The sequence below is a fragment of the Streptomyces sp. NPDC021225 genome, assembly GCF_044332865.1.
Classification (GTDB): domain Bacteria; phylum Actinomycetota; class Actinomycetes; order Streptomycetales; family Streptomycetaceae; genus Streptomyces.
Map to the genome: position 1 here is coordinate 232,083 of NZ_JBIRPV010000012.1, position 16,450 is coordinate 248,532.

At 70.7% G+C, this 16,450-nt stretch carries 17 protein-coding genes and 1 pseudogene; 10 read left to right on the plus strand and 8 right to left on the minus strand.

Features of this window, described 5'->3' with window-relative positions:
- Nucleotides 1–32 precede the first annotated feature (32 nt).
- Complete coding sequence (locus ACH4S9_RS37775; protein WP_398376200.1) at nt 33–593, plus strand: DUF2269 family protein; 561 nt, start codon at nt 33–35, stop codon at nt 591–593.
- 114 nt (nt 594–707) lie between these two features.
- Here the strand turns inward: ACH4S9_RS37775 and ACH4S9_RS37780 are convergent, their stop codons facing one another.
- Nucleotides 708–1,931 (minus strand): MFS transporter, encoded by a 1,224-nt coding sequence (locus ACH4S9_RS37780; protein WP_398376201.1) that lies wholly within the window; start codon nt 1,929–1,931, stop codon nt 708–710.
- 135 nt (nt 1,932–2,066) lie between these two features.
- Here ACH4S9_RS37780 and ACH4S9_RS37785 point away from each other — a divergent pair, with 135 nt between their 5' ends.
- On the plus strand, nt 2,067–2,555 hold the full coding sequence (locus ACH4S9_RS37785; RefSeq protein ID WP_398376204.1) for a MarR family winged helix-turn-helix transcriptional regulator: 489 nt from the start codon (nt 2,067–2,069) through the stop codon (nt 2,553–2,555).
- Between the two features lie 10 nt (nt 2,556–2,565).
- Complete coding sequence (locus ACH4S9_RS37790; protein WP_311726018.1) at nt 2,566–3,018, plus strand: GNAT family N-acetyltransferase; 453 nt, start codon at nt 2,566–2,568, stop codon at nt 3,016–3,018.
- Here the strand turns inward: ACH4S9_RS37790 and ACH4S9_RS37795 are convergent.
- Both ACH4S9_RS37795 and ACH4S9_RS37800 read right to left on the minus strand, forming a co-directional pair.
- On the minus strand, nt 3,015–4,274 hold the full coding sequence (locus tag ACH4S9_RS37795) for an SGNH/GDSL hydrolase family protein (RefSeq protein ID WP_398376205.1): 1,260 nt from the start codon (nt 4,272–4,274) through the stop codon (nt 3,015–3,017). The two genes, ACH4S9_RS37790 and ACH4S9_RS37795, sit on opposite strands and share 4 nt — an antisense overlap.
- A gap of 144 nt (nt 4,275–4,418) precedes the next feature.
- Nucleotides 4,419–5,879, minus strand: coding sequence for a serine hydrolase domain-containing protein (locus tag ACH4S9_RS37800; RefSeq protein WP_398376207.1), 1,461 nt, complete (start codon nt 5,877–5,879; stop codon nt 4,419–4,421).
- 93 nt (nt 5,880–5,972) lie between these two features.
- On the opposite strand from ACH4S9_RS37800, the pseudogene ACH4S9_RS37805 reads away from it, so the two are divergent.
- The 3 genes and pseudogenes from ACH4S9_RS37805 to ACH4S9_RS37815 form a co-directional block, all read left to right on the plus strand.
- A pseudogene (locus tag ACH4S9_RS37805) lies at nt 5,973–6,383 on the plus strand (MerR family transcriptional regulator); the annotation flags it as partial.
- Between the two features lie 76 nt (nt 6,384–6,459).
- The gene (trxA, locus tag ACH4S9_RS37810; protein WP_311726015.1) at nt 6,460–6,804 is read left to right on the plus strand and encodes a thioredoxin; all 345 of its coding nucleotides are present in this window, start codon (nt 6,460–6,462) and stop codon (nt 6,802–6,804) included.
- A gap of 120 nt (nt 6,805–6,924) precedes the next feature.
- Nucleotides 6,925–8,280 carry a phosphatase PAP2 family protein gene (locus tag ACH4S9_RS37815; protein ID WP_398376208.1) on the plus strand — a complete coding sequence of 452 codons (1,356 nt, stop codon included), beginning with the start codon at nt 6,925–6,927 and terminating at the stop codon, nt 8,278–8,280.
- An 18-nt stretch (nt 8,281–8,298) separates the two neighbouring features.
- On the opposite strand, the gene dnaB is transcribed toward ACH4S9_RS37815, so the two are convergent.
- Nucleotides 8,299–9,756, minus strand: coding sequence for a replicative DNA helicase (gene dnaB / locus ACH4S9_RS37820; protein ID WP_311726194.1), 1,458 nt, complete (start codon nt 9,754–9,756; stop codon nt 8,299–8,301).
- Nucleotides 9,757–10,232: 476 nt separating this feature from the next.
- Here dnaB and ACH4S9_RS37825 point away from each other — a divergent pair, with 476 nt between their 5' ends.
- Entirely contained in the window at nt 10,233–11,573 is a 1,341-nt protein-coding gene (locus tag ACH4S9_RS37825) for an MATE family efflux transporter (protein ID WP_398376209.1), read from the plus strand.
- A 134-nt stretch (nt 11,574–11,707) separates the two neighbouring features.
- Here the strand turns inward: ACH4S9_RS37825 and rplI are convergent, their stop codons facing one another.
- The 4 genes from rplI to rpsF all read right to left on the minus strand — a co-directional run bounded on the left by rplI (nt 11,708) and on the right by rpsF (nt 13,476).
- Complete coding sequence (gene rplI / locus ACH4S9_RS37830; RefSeq protein WP_311726013.1) at nt 11,708–12,154, minus strand: 50S ribosomal protein L9; 447 nt, start codon at nt 12,152–12,154, stop codon at nt 11,708–11,710.
- An 18-nt stretch (nt 12,155–12,172) separates the two neighbouring features.
- Nucleotides 12,173–12,409, minus strand: a complete 237-nt coding sequence (gene rpsR, locus ACH4S9_RS37835) for a 30S ribosomal protein S18 (RefSeq protein WP_003978893.1) — start codon at nt 12,407–12,409, stop codon at nt 12,173–12,175.
- Between the two features lie 102 nt (nt 12,410–12,511).
- A complete protein-coding gene (locus tag ACH4S9_RS37840; RefSeq protein WP_361185668.1) occupies nt 12,512–13,102 on the minus strand; it encodes a single-stranded DNA-binding protein in 591 nt (196 codons plus the stop codon).
- 83 nt (nt 13,103–13,185) lie between these two features.
- Nucleotides 13,186–13,476 (minus strand): 30S ribosomal protein S6, encoded by a 291-nt coding sequence (gene rpsF / locus ACH4S9_RS37845; RefSeq protein WP_014177942.1) that lies wholly within the window; start codon nt 13,474–13,476, stop codon nt 13,186–13,188.
- Between the two features lie 229 nt (nt 13,477–13,705).
- Here rpsF and ACH4S9_RS37850 point away from each other — a divergent pair, with 229 nt between their 5' ends.
- From ACH4S9_RS37850 to ACH4S9_RS37860, 3 genes are all read left to right on the plus strand, one after another.
- Nucleotides 13,706–14,023, plus strand: coding sequence for a hypothetical protein (locus ACH4S9_RS37850; RefSeq protein WP_311726011.1), 318 nt, complete (start codon nt 13,706–13,708; stop codon nt 14,021–14,023).
- Nucleotides 14,024–14,140: 117 nt separating this feature from the next.
- The gene (locus tag ACH4S9_RS37855) at nt 14,141–15,259 is read left to right on the plus strand and encodes a peptidoglycan bridge formation glycyltransferase FemA/FemB family protein (protein WP_311726010.1); all 1,119 of its coding nucleotides are present in this window, start codon (nt 14,141–14,143) and stop codon (nt 15,257–15,259) included.
- An 81-nt stretch (nt 15,260–15,340) separates the two neighbouring features.
- Nucleotides 15,341–16,372, plus strand: a complete 1,032-nt coding sequence (locus tag ACH4S9_RS37860) for an alanine racemase (protein WP_311726008.1) — start codon at nt 15,341–15,343, stop codon at nt 16,370–16,372.
- The last annotated feature ends 78 nt before the right edge of the window (nt 16,373–16,450 follow it).

The following is a 16,450-nucleotide window of genomic DNA, read 5'->3' on the forward strand; positions in this document are numbered from 1 at the left end:
CGGTGCGGACCCCCGCGGACGACCGTGGAGACATGAAGCCGAACCTTTCGCGGCCCGCCCGCAGGGCCCTTCTCGTCGTCCATGTCGTCGTCTCCGTCGGCTGGCTCGGGCTCACCCTGTGTCTGCTCGCGCTGGGCATCGCGGGGGCGGCCTCAGGATCGGCGGACACCGCCGAGGCCGCCTATCGCGCCATGAAGATCTTCGGCGACTGGCTGATCGCGCCGATCAGCCTGGCGTCCCTGCTGAGCGGGGTGGCGCTGTCGCTCGGCACGCCCTGGGGACTGGCCCGGTACCGCTGGGTCGTCACCAAGTTCTGGCTGACGGTGCCCGCGGCGGGCGCCTCGATCTTCGCGCTGCGGGCCGAGATCGCCTCCGCCGCGGCCGACGCCTCGGCGGGCCGGGCCGTACCGTCCTCCGTCGATCTGGTCATCGCGCCCTCGGTGGCGCTGGGCGTCTATCTGTTTCTCACCGCCATCTCGGTCCTCAAGCCGTGGGGGCTGACGGCGCGCGGGCGGCGGCTGCGGGCCGGTTCCCGCCCCACCGGGGCCGGGACGCGCTCCGGCCGCCGCGTGGCCGCCCGCTCACAGGCGTGAGGGGGGCCGTGCGTACAGGCGACGGGCGGCAGCCGGGCGACGGGAGGGCGGGCGCGCAGCGCTTCCGTTGAGGGTGGTGGTGGGCGACGGGAGGGCGGGCGACGGGCGGGCGGGTCAGCGTACGGCTGCCTCGTCTGCCGTCTCAGGGGCGGGGGACGCACCGCCCGCGGCGACGACCCGCCCACCGGTGCGCGCGGTGCGCCGTTCGAGCGCGGCCGAGAAGACGGCGGTGGCGAGCGCGGCGACGGCCATGAGGGCGCCGACCCAGTTGGGCGCGGTGTAGCCCCTTCCGGCGGAGATGACGAGCCCGCCGAGCCAGGCGGCCAGGGCGTTGCCCAGGTTGAAGGCGCCGATGTTGGCCGCCGAGGCGAGCGTCGGCGCGTTCGGCGCCTGGTCCATGACCCGCTTCTGGAGCGGCGCCACGGTCGCGAAGCCGAAGGCCCCGACCAGCACGATCGTGACGGCCGCCGCGACCTTGTCATGGGCGGTGAAGCTGAACGCCGCCAGGACGACGCCGAGCCCGCCGAGGGTGATGTACAGCATCCGCATCAGGGACCGGTCGGCGTAGCGCCCGCCGATCAGGTTGCCGCCGACCAGGCCGAGGCCGAAGAGGACGAGCAGCCAGGTCACGGAGGAGTCGGCGTAGCCCGCCACGTCCACCATCATCGGCGTGATGTAGGTGATCGCGGCGAAGACGCCGCCGAAGCCGAGCACGGTCATGGTCATGGCCAGCCACACCTGCGGATTGCGGAACGCCGCGAGCTCCTGGCCGAGGCGGGCGGCGGCCGGGCCGGGCTGCCGGGGCACGAGGGCGGCGATGCCGGCCAGCCCGAGCACGCCGAGCCCGGCTACGGCGAGGAACGCGGCGCGCCAGCCGAGGGTCTGGCCGATCCAGGTGCCCATGGGCACGCCGACCACGTTGGCGATGGTCAGGCCGGTGAACATGGTGGCGATGGCCCGGGCCCGCTTGTCGGGGGCCACCAGGTCGGCGGCGACGACCGCGCCGATGCCGAAGAAGGCGCCGTGCGCGAACGAGGCCAGCACCCGCCCGGCGAGCAGCAGCAGGAAGGCGGGGGCGAGCGCGGAGAGCAGATTGCCCGCGATGAACAGCCCCATCAGCATCATCAGCATCTGCTTACGGGCCAGCCGGGTGCCGAGCAGGGTCAGCAGCGGGGCGCCGATGACGACGCCGAGGGCGTAGCCGGTGGTCGCGTATCCGGCGGTGGGGATCGAGACGTGGAACTCGTCCGCCACCTCGGGCAGCAGTCCCATGATCACGAATTCGGTGGTGCCGATGCCGAAGGCGCCGATGGCGAGCGCCAGCAGGGCGAGAGGCATGTCGTGGAGTCCTCAGAACGATTGCGCGGAAGTTTTGGACGCGTCGACAATAATTGCATACGCACTTACTTGCAAGCGCCGACATTTTCATCGAGTGCACTACGCTGGGGGACACGACACCCAAGGAGGGGTTCCATGCCGGATGTGCAGACCGAGGAGCCGTTGGCCGACGAGCCGCTGCCCGGCGGGCAGGCCCTCGCCCAGGGCTGGTGCGCCCTGTCCGCCCTGCACGGCCGCATCGAGACGCGCGTCGAGCGCGCGCTACAGGCCCGTCACGGGCTGAGCGTCCGCGAGTTCTCGGTGCTGAACGTGCTCAGCGCCCAGCACGACGGCCCGGGCGGCCATCTCCAGATGCGCCAGCTCGCCGAGTCCGTCGTGCTCAGCCAGAGCGCGACCACCCGCCTGGTCACCCGCCTGGAGGACCGCGGCCTGCTGTCCCGCTACATCTGCCCGGACGACCGCCGCGGCATCTACACCAACGTCACCGCGGCGGGCCGGGAACTGCTCGACCAGGCGCGCCCGACCAACGACACCGCGCTGCGCGAGGCCCTGCAGGACGCCGCCGCACGGCCCGAGCTGGCCCCGCTGGTGACGGCCGTCGAAGGGCTGTGGGCCCCCGCGTAGGCTGCCCGCCATGAGCAACCTCGAGATCCGCGGTGCCACCACCGAGGACATACCGGCCATCGTGGCCATGCTGGCCGACGACCCGCTCGGCGCCCGGCGCGAGTCCCCGGACGACCTGGCCCCCTACCTGGCGGCGTTCGAGCGGATCACGAGCGACGGGGGCCAGCGGCTGGTGGTCGCCGTACGGGACGGCCGCACCGTCGGCACCCTCCAGCTCACCGTCATCCCCGGCCTGTCCCGGCAGGGCGCCACCCGCTCGATCATCGAGGCCGTCCGCATCCACGCCGACGAGCGCGGCGGCGGGCTCGGCACCCAGCTGATCGAGTGGGCCGTCGACGAGTCGCGCCGCGAGGGCTGTGTGCTGGTGCAGCTCACCTCGGACGCGACCCGTACCGACGCCCACCGCTTCTACGAGCGCCTCGGCTTCGAGGCCTCGCACGTGGGGTTCAAGCTCGCGCTCTAGAGAACGCCGAGGTCGATCGCCTCGGCCATCCGCCGGTAGCCCGCGTCATTGGGGTGCTTGTGGTCGCCGCTGTCGTACGCCGGGTCGAGCGTCTGCGGATCCGACGGCGCGGCCATGACGGCGGCGAAGTCGACCACCGCGTCGAACTCGCCGGAGCCGCGGATCCACGCGTTGATCGCGGCGCGCTTCGCCTCGGAGCGGGCGGTGTGGTACTCGGCGCCCTTGAAGGGCAGGATCGTGGCGCCCACGACCCTGACGCCGCGGGCGTGGGCCCGCGCGATCAGCTCGCGGTAGCCGGCGATCACCTGCTCGGCGGAGACCTGCGGATTGGGCTTGTAGGTGGGCAGATCCACCTCGCTGAAGCCGATGTCGTTGAGCCCCTGGAGCAGGATCACCGACCCGACGCCCGGCTTGTCCAGCACATCCCGCTGGAACCGGGCGCCCGCCCGGTCCCCGTACCAGGGCGAGTCGTGCAGCAGCAGATTTCCGCCGATGCCGGAGTTGAGGACCGGGCGCGGGGTGCCGGCGGCCGCCAGGCGCTCGGCCAGCAGATCCGGCCAGCGGCTGTTGGCGTCGTACGTCGAGCCGAAGCCGTCGGTGATGGAGTCGCCGAACGCGACCACGGATCCGCGGCGCCCGGTGCCGCCGGTCAGCTCCACGTCCGACAGGTAGTACCAGGAGTGGGTGGACGCGGTGAACGCCGCGCCGTCGCGGTCGGCGCCGTGGTCGCCCTCCGCGCGATAGGTCTTCGCGTACGCCTGGGCGTGAAACGTGGCCGGGCCGGTCGGCTCGGCGAAGTACAGCGTCACCGTCAGCGACTCGAAGGGCGCCACGCGCACCGGCGCCGCGTCGCTGGCCGCCTCGCCGCCCGCCGGGATCGTCACCTCCCGCCGGTGCCCGAAGGTCAGCCTGCGGGCGCTTCCGGCCTCGACCGACGCTCCGCGCGCGGTCCGGGCGACGGTCGCGCCCGCGATCCGCAGCGGCTCGTCGCCGTAGCGGTTCGACAGCCGGATCCGGGCCGCGGTGCCACCGGAGGTCACCCGCACGACCTGGCGCACGGTCTGGTCGGCGAAGCCCTTGAGGGCCCAGTTCTCCTCGAAGCCCTCACTGGGGCGCTGGACGGGGGCGGCCCACCCGGCCGACCAGACGGTCCCGGGTCGGGCGCCCGGGGTTCGGGCGGCGGCCGGGCCGGAAGCGGCCAGGACGGCGGTCAGGGCGAGCAGGGACGCACCGACACGCAGCGCTGAGGAGCGCATGACGGATCTCCTTGGGACATGGCGGACGCGGGGCCGCCGGATGTGGGTACGGAGATCAGCCTGCGGAGGTACACGGCGGTCACCCAGCCCCCGGCGGTGCGTACCACCGCCAGGGTCAGGCACGGATCGGAGCCGGGGCGCGCCTCACGCCCCCGGGCGCCACCCCTTCGGGTCCACCCCGCCCGGCACCGCGCCATCGGGCTCGTACGGCTCCCGGGTGAAGACGAAGGTGCCCAGATCGAGGTGGACGTTGTCCGCCCCGCCGTACGGGCCGCCGCCCGCGCCCCGCACCACGCGCAGCGTCTCCCCCGCGTAATAGCCGTCGAGCCCGGTCCAGGTGCCGTCCGGCTCCGCCCGGAACCGCGAGCCGCGCCCCCTGCCGTTCAGCGGGCTCAGCTCAAGACCCCGCTCGGGGCGCAGACGCAACAGGAACGGGGTGGGGCCCCAGTACCAGGGCCCGGTCAGGGCCACCAGCTCCGGATCCGCCTCGGTCAGCGGCCGCCACGGCGCGGGCACCGGCGGCTCGTGCTCGGCCGCGATCCGTACGAGGTCGGCGGCGACGGCGCCGACCGCGGGCCCCGAGGTGGCGTTGGCCAGCGCGATCCCGGCCAGCCCGTCCTCCGGGCTCGCCCACAACGCGGCCAGGAAGCCCGGCATGGAGCCGGTGTGGCCGATGAGGACGCGGCCGTCGCGGCGGGCCAGCTGGATGCCGAGCCCGTAGCCGCCGTCCCAGTCGTCGTCCTCGGGCGCGACCGCCGGGGCGCGCATCTCGGCCAGCGTCCGGGCGCCCAGCACCCGCTCGTCCCCGTCCATCAGGAAGGCCGCGTACCGGGCCAGGTCGGCGGCCGTCGACCACAGCTGTCCGGCCGGGGCCATCCGGCCGGTGTCCACGGCGGGTTCGGGCAGCAGCGCATCCGCCCAGGGGTGCACCGCCCAGCCCTCGGCGTGCGGGGCCCGGGGCAGCGGCGAGGTGCGCCCCATCCCCAGCGGCTCCAGCACCTCACGCCGCAGCACCTCGTCCCAGGGCGCGCCGCGCAGCCGCTCGACGAGCGCGCCCAGCAGCGCGAAGCCGGGGTTGGAGTAGTGGTGGCGGCGGCCGGCGGGGTGGCGCAGCGGGCGCTCCCCGAAGATGTCGGCCGTCTCGGGGCGCAGTTCGCCCGGCGTGCGCTCCCACCACGGGCCGCGGGCCTCCGCGGCCAGGCCCGAGGTGTGGGAGAGCAGCTGGGCGATGGTCGCGTCCCCGGCCTCCGGCACGTCCAGGTGGCGGGACAGCGGGTCACCGAGGCGCAGCAGCCCCTCGTCGCGCAGCCGCATTACCAGCACCGCCACAAAGGTCTTGGTGAGCGAGCCGATGCGGTACTGGGTGTCCGCGTCCGGCGTGCGCCCGCCCACCCGTCGCCCACCACCACCCTCAACGGAAGCGCTACGCGCTCCAGCCTCGCTCACCTCGCCGCGCGCGCCCACCCACCACAGCCGTCCGTCCCGCACCACCGCGCCCACCAGGGACGGCGCACGGCCCTCCGTCTGGCCTACGGCGATCCGGCGGAGCAGGGCACGGCGGGTGGCGGGCAGCGGCGACGCGGTCTCTTCCATGGGCGCGGTCATGCCCGCACCCTATGGCCCGCGTCCCATGCCCGACGGGGCAATTTCGTACGCCCGTTGGCCTTGACGTCGGCGTCAACGTCTACCGTCGAGGCCATGCGGATCGGAGAGCTGGCCGAACGGGCGGGTACGACCACCCGCACACTGCGCCACTACGAGGCGCTCGGGCTGCTGCCCGCACGCCGCGCGGGCAACGGATACCGGGCGTACGACGAGGACGACCTGCGGCTGCTGCGGCAGATACAGACGCTGCGGGACTTCGGCTTCGGTCTGGAGGAGACCCGGCCGTTCGTGGAGTGCCTGCGCGCCGGCCACCCCGCGGGTGACTCCTGCCCGGCCTCGCTCGCGGTGTACCGCCGCAAGCTGGCCGAGCTGGACGACTGCATCGCGCGGCTGAACGGTGTGCGGCGGCAGGTCGGGGCACAGCTCGCCGAGGCGGAGCGGGCGCTGGCCGCGCTGAAGGCCGCGGCGGCGGCGCCGGGGGGACCCGAGCCACGCTGCGAGCTGACACCCCAAGAGCCCCACGAGCCGCATGAACCGCATGAACCGCATGAACCGGAGACAGGACCGAGAGGGGAACGGAATGGCGACGACACAGACCGGGACAGGGGGAGTGGTCACGGTGACGGACGACACCTTCCAGCGGGAGGTCCTGGAGTCCGCGCTCCCGGTGCTCGTGGAGTTCACGGCCTCGTGGTGCCCGCCGTGCCGGATGATCGCGCCGGTGCTGGCCGAGGTGGCGCGGGAGGAGGCGCACCGGCTGAAGGTGGTGGAGCTGGACGTGGACGCCAACCCGGGCACCACGGCGGCGTACGGCGTGCTGTCCATGCCGACGCTGATGGTGTTCCAGGACGGTGAGCCGGTGCGGTCGATGGTGGGCGCCCGCCCCAAGCGGCGGCTGCTGGAGGAACTGGCCGACGTGATGTAGCCGACGTGGTGGCGACGCCCGGATCGCCCAACACCCCTCCGATAGCATGTTCGGCCTCATGACGATCGCCGCCAACATCTATCAAATCGGCCAAAACAATTGATATCTATAGCGTCTCGGGTGTTTTCGCGAATAAATAGCAGCATAAAGTTCGCCGCGTGGCGTCAACCACGGGCGATACTGTGGGCCACGGCGGGTCTGGTGACCCTCGGATTCCTCATCGCGCTGGAGATCGCCGCACGTCACTACGGCCTACCGGGGCCGATGACCAATCAGGCGCGAGAGGTGATCTTCCCCCCCAAATCGGGGCCTTTGCTGTACGCCAGCATGGCGTTGATGATGGTGGTGCTCCCCTGGCGGGAACGGCTCATCGCGGCCGGTGTCGCGATCGGCATCGATGTCGTCTTCTTTCTGGTGCGGTGGGCGGCCGGCGCCGAGATCACCGAGGGCCACCCCTTCGGCAACGGCGCGTTGTGGGTGGTTCTGGGCTATGCGGTCATCGCTGTCACGCGCCGCACCGGCCCGGAACGTGTCCTGCTGCTGAAGGGTGTCGGGCTGGCCCTGCTGCTGGTGGCCGGCCGCAAGACCGGCGATATCTGGCTGCTCATCACGTCGAAGGCCCACCCGATGGTGCTCGACCCGTATGTGGCAATCGCCGATCACGCGCTGGGCAACCCGTCGTGGCTGGTGGGCCGGATGGTCGAGGCCACCGGTCCGATCGGCACCCATCTCCTCGACTGGGTCTACGTTCAGCTCGCGGTGGCCGCGGTGGTCGTCTCGCTGTACCAACTGCGCAACGTGGCGGTCGAGCGCCGCTTCCCGAGCCATTACCTGGTGCGCACCTTTCTGGTGATCGGCCTCCTCGGGCCCGCCATCTACATGATCTTCCCGGTGGTCGGACCGGTCTTCGCCTACGGCCCGGGCGCCTCCGGCACCGGCGGCCCGCAGTGGGCGCTGGCCAACCTGTGGCCGGACACCCCGCCGCCGATCAGTGCCCCGCACGCGTTCACCTACGACGACATCACCCCACGCAACTGCATGCCCAGCCTGCACACGGCATGGGCCACCGCGATCTTCATCCACTCCCGCAAGGGCCCACGGACTCTGCGGTTCGCGGGCACCTTCTGGCTGATCGCCACGCTCACCGCGACGCTGGGATTCGGCTACCACTACGGCGCGGATCTCATCGCCGGCGTGGTGTTCACGCTCACCATCGAGGCAGCGCTGCGCTCGCACGAACGTGGCTGGGACCGGTCGGGAATCCAGCTGGTCGCCTACGGCACAGCGGTCTTCGCCGCGCTCCTGGCGTCGTATCGCTATCTGCCGATGAAGATGGCCGAACATCCGTGGGTGTTCGGACCACTTCTCCTGCTGGCGATGGGCTCCGTGATCTACGGCTACGTACGGACCACCAGACTGTGGGACCCGACGCCCGCACCGGCGCGGCAACCGCAACCGCAACCCGAACCGGTGTGAGCCCTTCGTGCCGCTCGATCAGGTCTGGGCCATGTCCACGAAGCGCGAGTAGTGGCCCTGGAAGGCGACCGTGATCGTGGCCGTCGGACCGTTACGGTGCTTGGCCACGATCAGGTCCGCCTCGCCCGCGCGCGGCGACTCCTTCTCGTACGCGTCCTCCCGGTGCAGCAGGATGACCATGTCGGCGTCCTGCTCGATGGAACCACTCTCGCGCAGGTCCGAGACCATGGGCTTCTTGTCCGTCCGCTGCTCGGGTCCACGGTTGAGCTGCGAGAGCGCGATGACCGGGACTTCCAGCTCCTTGGCCAGCAGCTTGAGGTTTCGCGACATGTCCGAGACCTCCTGCTGACGGCTCTCGGGGCGCCGCGCGCCACCGGACTGCATCAGCTGGAGATAGTCGATGACGACCAGCTGGAGATCACTGCGCTGCTTGAGCCGGCGGCACTTCGCGCGGATCTCCATCATCGACAGGTTCGGGGAGTCGTCGATGTAGAGAGGGGCCGCGGACACATCGGGCATACGGCGGGCCAGCCGCGTCCAGTCCTCGTCCGTCATGCTTCCGGACCGCATGTGATGCAGCGCCACCCGCGCCTCGGCGGACAGCAGTCGCATCGCGATCTCATTGCGCCCCATCTCCAGGGAGAAGATGACGCTGGGCATGTTGTTCTTGATGGAACAGGCGCGCGCGAAGTCCAGGGCGAGGGTGGACTTGCCCATCGCGGGACGGGCGGCGATGACGATCATCTGGCCGGGGTGCAGCCCGTTCGTCAGCGCGTCCAGGTCGGTGAAGCCGGTGGGCACACCGGACATCTGCCCGCTGCGGGAGCCGATGGCCTCGATCTCGTCGAGCGCGCCCTCCATGATGTCGCCGAGCGGCAGATAGTCCTCGCTGGTGCGCTGCTCGGTGACGGCGTAGATCTCCGCCTGGGCGTTGTTGACGATCTCATCCACATCGCCGTCCGCCGCGTATCCCATCTGGGTGATGCGGGTGCCGGCCTCGACCAGACGGCGCAGCACCGCGCGCTCATGGACGATCTCGGCGTAGTACTCGGCGTTGGCGGCGGTGGGGACCGACTGGACGAGGGTGTGGAGATACGAGGCGCCGCCGACGCGGGCGATCTCGCCGCGCTTGGTGAGCTCGGCGCCGACGGTGATGGGGTCGGCCGGCTCGCCCTTGGCATACAGATCGAGGATGGCCTGATAGACCGTCTCATGGGCGGGGCGGTAGAAGTCGTTGCCCTTGAGGACCTCGACGACATCGGCGATGGCGTCCTTGGACAGCAGCATGCCGCCCAGGACGGACTGCTCGGCGTCCAGGTCCTGCGGGGGAACGCGCTCGAAGCCCGCCCCCTCCCAGGTGCCCGACTCGCGGCCGCGCTCATGCTGTTCGTCACGGCCCCGGCCGCCTTCACCGCGACGGAACCGGGGGGAAGGCAACCGGTCGACCGGGCCGGAGTCCGCCCAGGGGTCGTCCATGGGCTCGGGCATGCTCACCCCGCCACCTCCTCCCGTCCGCGGTGCGGACCTCACCGCGCGTCTCTTTCTTACGCCACGGCTATGACAAACAGGGCGCCCGACGTCCGGTTCCGACGCTTCGGATTCGAGTGGAATCGAGGCCGGAACAGGCGGCGGGCGCCGCACCACGGTAGGCCCGTCTCCCCCCTCAGCCAACTTGGTTATCCACAGGGCATGTGGATGATGGGGGCCATCCTGTGGAGAAGTCCCGCGATCCTGTGCACGGGCCGGGGGACAGTGCTGTGGACAAACACACAATCAACCCAGACTTGCGCGACTGACCTGCGGTTTCTTCATCCAGGGGCTGTGCAGGAGAAAAACTTCGGCGCCTGGATCAAGATCGCGACAAACGGCGCAGAGAACAGCGTCCCGCGCCATCGCATGTAAGGGATGCCCTTGGGTTGTGTCTCTTACCTGTGGAAGATTAGATTGCCCTCATGACTCTGGCCCCAGCGACCGAGCGGAAGACCGCCCGGCGACACGATCGCGAGATCGTCGCGCTCGCCCTTCCCGCCTTCGGCGCACTGGTGGCCGAGCCACTCTTCGTCATGGTCGACAGCGCCGTCGTCGGCCACCTCGGCACCCCACAGCTCGCCGGACTCGGCGTCGCCGCCGCCCTGCTCACCACCGCCGTCAACATCTTCGTCTTCCTCGCCTACGCCACCACGGCGGCCGTCGCCCGCCGCGTCGGCGCGGGCGATACGGCCGGAGCGCTCCGCCAGGGGCTGGACGGCATCTGGCTCGCCCTTCTCCTCGGCGGCGCCGTCATCGCCGTCACCCTGCCGACCGCCCCTGACCTCGTCGGGCTCTTCGGTGCCTCGGGCACCGCGACCCCCCACGCCGTCACCTATCTGCGCATCAGCTCGCTCGGCATCCCCGCGATGCTGGTGGTGCTCGCCGCCACCGGCGTGCTCCGCGGCCTCCAGGACACCCGGACCCCGCTCTATGTCGCCATCGGCGGCTTCGCGGCCAACGCCGCCCTGAACGCCGCCCTGGTCTACGGCGCCGGGCTCGGCATCGCGGGCTCCGCCTGGGGCACGGTGATCGCCCAGTGCGCCATGGCCGCCGTCTATCTCACCGTCGTCGTACGAGGCGCCCGCCGCCATGGCGCCTCGCTGCGCCCGGATCTGGCCGGGATACGGGCCTGCGCCCACGCAGGGGTGCCGCTGCTGGTCCGTACGCTGGCCCTGCGCGTCGTGATGGTGATCGCGACCGCGGTGGCGGCCCGGCTCGGCGACGATGAGATCGCCGCCCACCAGATCGTGCTGTCGCTGTGGAATCTGCTGGCGTTCGCCCTGGACGCCATCGCTATCGCGGGCCAGGCGATCATCGGGCGGTATCTGGGCGCGGGCGACTCCGAGGGAGCGCGCGCGGCCTGTCGCCGCATGGTCCAGTGGGGCATCGCGTCCGGAGTGGTGCTGGGCCTGCTGGTCATCGCGGCCCGCCCGCTGTTCATCCCCCTGTTCACCTCGGACCCGGCGGTGCGCGACACCCTGCTGCCCGCCCTGCTGGTGACGGCCGTCATCCAGCCGGTGGCCGGTGTCGTCTTCGTCCTCGACGGGGTGCTGATGGGCGCGGGGGACGGGGGATATCTGGCCTGGGCGATGATCGCCACGCTGGTCGTCTTCGCCCCGGTCGCGGTGCTGGTGCCCTCCCTGGGCGGCGGACTCACGGCCCTGTGGTGGACCATGGCGCTGATGATGTCGGTCCGGCTGGCCACCCTGTGGCTACGGGCCCGCTCGGGCCGCTGGGTCGTCACCGGCGCGGTGCGCGGCTGAGCCCGGTAGGGCGGGCCGACACAACCACAGCGGACGAACACCGCGGTGGAGGAACACCGCGGTGGACAAGCACAAGGGCCGCGACCCCGGCGTGGGTCGCGGCCCTCAGTCGTGCAGTGCACGGGGACCACCGGTCAGGCGGCGACGACCTCGACGCCCACCTTGGCGGCAACCTCGGCGTGCAGACGCACCGAGACCTGGTGCGCGCCCAGGGTCTTGATCGGGGCGCCCACCTCGATCCGGCGCTTGTCCACGTCGGGGCCACCCGCGTCCTTGATCGCCGAGGCGATGTCGGCCGGGGTGACGGAGCCGAAGAGACGGCCGGCGTCGCCGGCGCGGGTCTTCAGGCGCACCTTGACGCCCTCGAGCCGCGCCTTGACCTCGTTGGCCTGCTCGATCGTGGCGATCTCGCGGATGCGACGACCGCGGCGGATCTGCTCGACGTCCTTCTCGCCGCCCTTGGTCCAGCGGATCGCCAGACCACGCGGAACCAGGTAGTTACGGGCGTAACCGTCCTTGACGTCCACGACGTCGCCGGCGGTGCCGAGGCCGGAGACCTCGTGGGTGAGGATGATCTTCATGACTCGGTCACCCTTCCCTTATCGCGCGGTGGAGGTGTAGGGCAGCAGCGCCATCTCACGGCTGTTCTTCACGGCCGTGGCGACGTCACGCTGGTGCTGGGTGCAGTTGCCGGTGACCCGGCGGGCACGGATCTTGCCGCGGTCGGAAATGAACTTCCGCAGCAGGTTCGTGTCCTTGTAGTCGACGTAGGAGATCTTCTCCTTGCAGAACACGCAAACCTTCTTCTTAGGCTTGCGAGCAGGCGGCTTCGCCATTGTCTCTCTCCAGTGTGATCAAGAAGTTTGTGCTGGTCGCCCAGACCAGGCCCGGCACGTTTCACGTGAAACAGCGGTTTCACGTGAAACGGCGCATACGACCTAGAAGGGCGGCTCGTCCGAGTAGCCGCCGGAGTTGCCGGAGCCGCCGCCCCAGCCACCGCCACCGCCGCCCTGCTGACCGCCGGCCGGGGCGCTGGTCGCCCACGGGTCGTCGGCCGGAGCGCCGCCGCCCTGCTGGCCGCCGCCACCGGGGCCGCCGCCCCAGCCACCGCCGCCACCCTGGCCGCCGCCCTGGCCGCCGCCGTATCCACCCTGGCCGCCGCGGCCAGCGGTCTTGGTGACCTTCGCCGTGGCGTTGCGCAGGCTGGCGCCGACCTCATCGACGTCCAGCTCGTAGACCGTGCGCTTGACTCCCTCGCGGTCCTCGTAGGACCGCTGCTTCAGCCGGCCCTGCACGATGACGCGCATGCCGCGCTGAAGCGACTCGGCGACGTTCTCCGCTGCCTGCCGCCACACCGAGCACGTGAGGAAGAGGCTCTCGCCGTCCTTCCACTCGTTGGTCTGCCGGTCGAAGGTACGGGGAGTGGACGCGACACGGAACTTCGCGACCGCCGCACCCGACGGGGTGAAGCGCAGCTCGGGGTCGTCGACGAGATTGCCGACGACCGTGATGACGGTCTCGCCTGCCATTGGGGGAACCTCTCGGCGGGTACTGCTGGGCTGCTTGCTACTCGTTGCGATTCGGCCCGATGACCGCTGAACGCTTTACGCGGTCAGTGGGTCTCGGGACGGAGGACCTTGGTCCGGAGGACCGACTCGTTCAGGTTGAGCTGACGGTCGAGCTCCTTGACGACCGCGGGCTCGGCCTGCAGGTCGATGACCGAGTAGATGCCCTCGGGCTTCTTGTTGATCTCATACGAGAGACGACGACGGCCCCAGGTGTCGACCTTCTCGACCTTGCCGTTGCCCTCGCGGACGACGGAAAGGAAGTTCTCGATCAGCGGGGAGACAGCGCGCTCCTCGAGATCGGGGTCGAGGATGACCATCACCTCGTAGTGACGCATGTGGAACCCACCTCCTTTGGACTCAGCGGCCACGGTCGATCCGTGGCAGGAGGGTCGTGATGCGTACCGCATCGGCGTCTGCACAGACACCGCTGCGGACGGTACAGACTACCCGGCGACTGCCGCCGGGTTGAAATCCGGCGGTCTCCCGCCGCAATCTGTACACATCGGGTGTGAGCGGCGTTACAGTTTCGCCGCTTTGCCATATGGGCCTATACGGAGGTGCCCCATGGCACAGGCAGCACGACCTCACCACGGACTTCTCTCCTTCCTCGACACCGATGGCAAGTCGCATCCGGTCGAGAACACCTTCGCCGCGGCGACCCTGCTGATCGGCGTGATCGCGTTCATCACCGCCCATTTCCCCGATCTCCACCTGCTCAGCTCGTGGACGGGCCTGGTCGGGATCATCACCGGACTGTGGGGACAGCTGATCTCCGCGACCACCGGCGAGCGGTTCCTTCTGATCATCGGGCTCGGCGCATCCGCCGTCGGCTTCTATCTCGGCATGGCGCACGGCGGCCTCTTCGGCGGCGTCCTGGGCTGAGTTCCGGCCCGGCCCGTTGCCCCCGGGCCCAAACGGGGCGCGTCCTTGTCGCAGTAGGCTTCGGCGCGAGAGCCGGAGCCCCGACCACGGGGACAAACCTGCCGAGGAGCGCCCCGCATGAGCCTGACCCTGAGGACGATCAGCCGAGAGCAGCATCTGGCATACATCCAGAGCCTGCCCGCGGCCAGCCACATGCAGGTTCCGGCATGGGCTGACGTCAAGACGGAGTGGCGCTCGGAGAGCCTCGGCTGGTTCGACACCAGTGGCCAGCTGGTCGGCGTCGGCCTCGTCCTCTACCGGCAGCTGCCCAAGATCAAGCGCTATCTCGCCTATCTGCCCGAGGGCCCGGTCATCAACTGGTACTCGCCCCACCTCGAGGACTGGCTGCGCCCGATGCTCGCGCACCTCAAGCAGCAGGGCGCCTTCTCCGTGAAGATGGGCCCGCCGGTCATCATCCGGCGCTGGGACGCCGCCGCGATCAAGTCGGGCATCCAGAACCCGGATGTGAAGCGGCTGCGCGACATCGAGGCGACGTTCATCGAGCCTCGCGCCTTCGAGGTCTCCGACCGGCTGCGCCGCATGGGCTGGCAGCAGGGCGAGGACGGCGGGGCCGGCTTCGGCGATGTCCAGCCCCGGTACGTCTTCCAGGTGCCCCTGGAGAACCGCTCCCTGGAGGACGTCCACAAGGGCTTCAACCAGCTGTGGCGGCGCAACATCAAGAAGGCCGAGAAGGCCGGCGTCGAGGTCGTCCAGGGCGGCTACGAGCACCTGGCGGAGTGGCAGCGGCTCTACGAGATCACCGCGGAGCGCGACCACTTCCGGCCGCGCCCGCTCAGCTACTTCCAGCGCATGTGGCAGGCCCTCAACAGCGAGGACCCCAACCGGATGCGGCTGTACTTCGCCATGCACGAGGGCGAGGCCGTCGCCGCGGCCACCATGCTGATCGTCGGCGGCCACGTCTGGTACTCCTACGGTGCCTCCGCCAACCACAAGCGCGAGGTCCGGCCCTCGAACGCGATGCAGTGGCGCATGCTGCGCGACTCCTACGCGCTGGGCGCCACCGTCTATGACCTTCGTGGCATCAGCGACTCGCTGGACGAGAACGACCACCTCTTCGGTCTCATCCAGTTCAAGGTGGGGACCGGCGGCGAGGCCGCCGAGTACCTCGGCGAGTGGGACTTCCCCCTCAACAAGCTGCTGCACAAGGCGCTGGACATCTACATGTCGCGCCGCTGACTTCGCCGAGTTCTTGACTCTCCACCTACGCTGCATACCTCCAATACACCGCGGCAACGAGAAAGGTTCCGGGACCGGCCAATGGCGCTCACCCTCTATGTCGACACCGCGCGCTGGCGGGCGCACCAGCAGTTGGTGATCCAGCAGTTCCCAGGCATAGTCCCGGTCTGCAAGGGCAACGGGTACGGCTTCGGCCACGAGCGGCTGGCCGAGGAGGCCGCCCGCATCGGCGCCGACATCCTCGCGGTGGGGACCACCTACGAGGCCGCCCGGATGAAGGACTACTTCAGCGGCGACCTGCTGGTGCTCACCCCCTTCCGCCGGGGCGAGGAGCCCGTGCCGCTGCCGGACCGGGTGATCCGCTCGGTGTCGTCGGTCGACGGTGTGTACGGCCTGGTGAACGCGCGCGTGGTCATCGAGGTCATGAGCAGCATGAAGCGCCATGGCGTCGCCGAGGCGGACCTCCCCAAGCTGCACGCCGCGATAGAGAACGTCCGGCTGGAGGGCTTCGCCATCCACCTCCCCCTCGACCGCACCGACGGACTGGACGGGGTCGAGGAGGTCATCGCCTGGATGGACCGGCTGCGCGCCGCCCGGCTGCCGCTGCACACCATGTTCGTCAGCCACCTCAAGTCCGAGGAGCTGGGCCGCCTACAGCAGCAGTTCCCGCAGACCCGGTTCCGCGCACGCATCGGCACCCGGCTGTGGCTCGGCGACCACGACTCGACCCAGTACCGGGGCGCGGTGCTCGACGTCACCCAGGTCGCCAAGGGCGACCGCTTCGGCTACCGCCAGCAGAAGACGGCCTCCGACGGCTATCTGGTGGTCGTGGCGGGCGGCACCTCCCACGGCGTCGGGCTGGAGGCCCCCAAGGCCCTGCACGGCATGATGCCGCGGGCCAAGGGCGTCGCGCGCGCCGGGCTCGCGACCGTCAACCGCAACCTCTCGCCGTTCGTGTGGGCGGGCAAGCAGCGGTGGTTCGCCGAGCCGCCGCACATGCAGGTGTCCATCCTGTTCGTACCGAGTGATGTCGCGCCCCCGCAGGTGGGCGACGAGCTGGTGGCCCACCTGCGGCACACCACGACGCAGTTCGACCGGCTGGTCGACCGCTGAGCCACCCGGCACGGCCCGGAGTGACCAGAGCGACCGGAAGGGCCCGGAGCCGCGCGATCACCTCGCGGCTCCGGGCCC

Coding starts and splice junctions, on each gene's coding strand:
- ACH4S9_RS37775 (WP_398376200.1), top strand. CDS start 33: ATGAAGCCGAACCTTTCGCGGCCCGCCCGCAGGGCCCTTCTCGTCGTC.
- ACH4S9_RS37780 (WP_398376201.1), bottom strand. CDS start 1,931: ATGCCTCTCGCCCTGCTGGCGCTCGCCATCGGCGCCTTCGGCATCGGC.
- ACH4S9_RS37785 (WP_398376204.1), top strand. CDS start 2,067: ATGCCGGATGTGCAGACCGAGGAGCCGTTGGCCGACGAGCCGCTGCCC.
- ACH4S9_RS37790 (WP_311726018.1), top strand. CDS start 2,566: ATGAGCAACCTCGAGATCCGCGGTGCCACCACCGAGGACATACCGGCC.
- ACH4S9_RS37795 (WP_398376205.1), bottom strand. CDS start 4,274: ATGCGCTCCTCAGCGCTGCGTGTCGGTGCGTCCCTGCTCGCCCTGACC.
- ACH4S9_RS37800 (WP_398376207.1), bottom strand. CDS start 5,879: ATGACCGCGCCCATGGAAGAGACCGCGTCGCCGCTGCCCGCCACCCGC.
- trxA (WP_311726015.1), top strand. CDS start 6,460: ATGGCGACGACACAGACCGGGACAGGGGGAGTGGTCACGGTGACGGAC.
- dnaB (WP_311726194.1), bottom strand. CDS start 9,756: ATGGACGACCCCTGGGCGGACTCCGGCCCGGTCGACCGGTTGCCTTCC.
- ACH4S9_RS37825 (WP_398376209.1), top strand. CDS start 10,233: ATGACTCTGGCCCCAGCGACCGAGCGGAAGACCGCCCGGCGACACGAT.
- rplI (WP_311726013.1), bottom strand. CDS start 12,154: ATGAAGATCATCCTCACCCACGAGGTCTCCGGCCTCGGCACCGCCGGC.
- rpsR (WP_003978893.1), bottom strand. CDS start 12,409: ATGGCGAAGCCGCCTGCTCGCAAGCCTAAGAAGAAGGTTTGCGTGTTC.
- ACH4S9_RS37840 (WP_361185668.1), bottom strand. CDS start 13,102: ATGGCAGGCGAGACCGTCATCACGGTCGTCGGCAATCTCGTCGACGAC.
- rpsF (WP_014177942.1), bottom strand. CDS start 13,476: ATGCGTCACTACGAGGTGATGGTCATCCTCGACCCCGATCTCGAGGAG.
- ACH4S9_RS37850 (WP_311726011.1), top strand. CDS start 13,706: ATGGCACAGGCAGCACGACCTCACCACGGACTTCTCTCCTTCCTCGAC.
- ACH4S9_RS37855 (WP_311726010.1), top strand. CDS start 14,141: ATGAGCCTGACCCTGAGGACGATCAGCCGAGAGCAGCATCTGGCATAC.
- ACH4S9_RS37860 (WP_311726008.1), top strand. CDS start 15,341: ATGGCGCTCACCCTCTATGTCGACACCGCGCGCTGGCGGGCGCACCAG.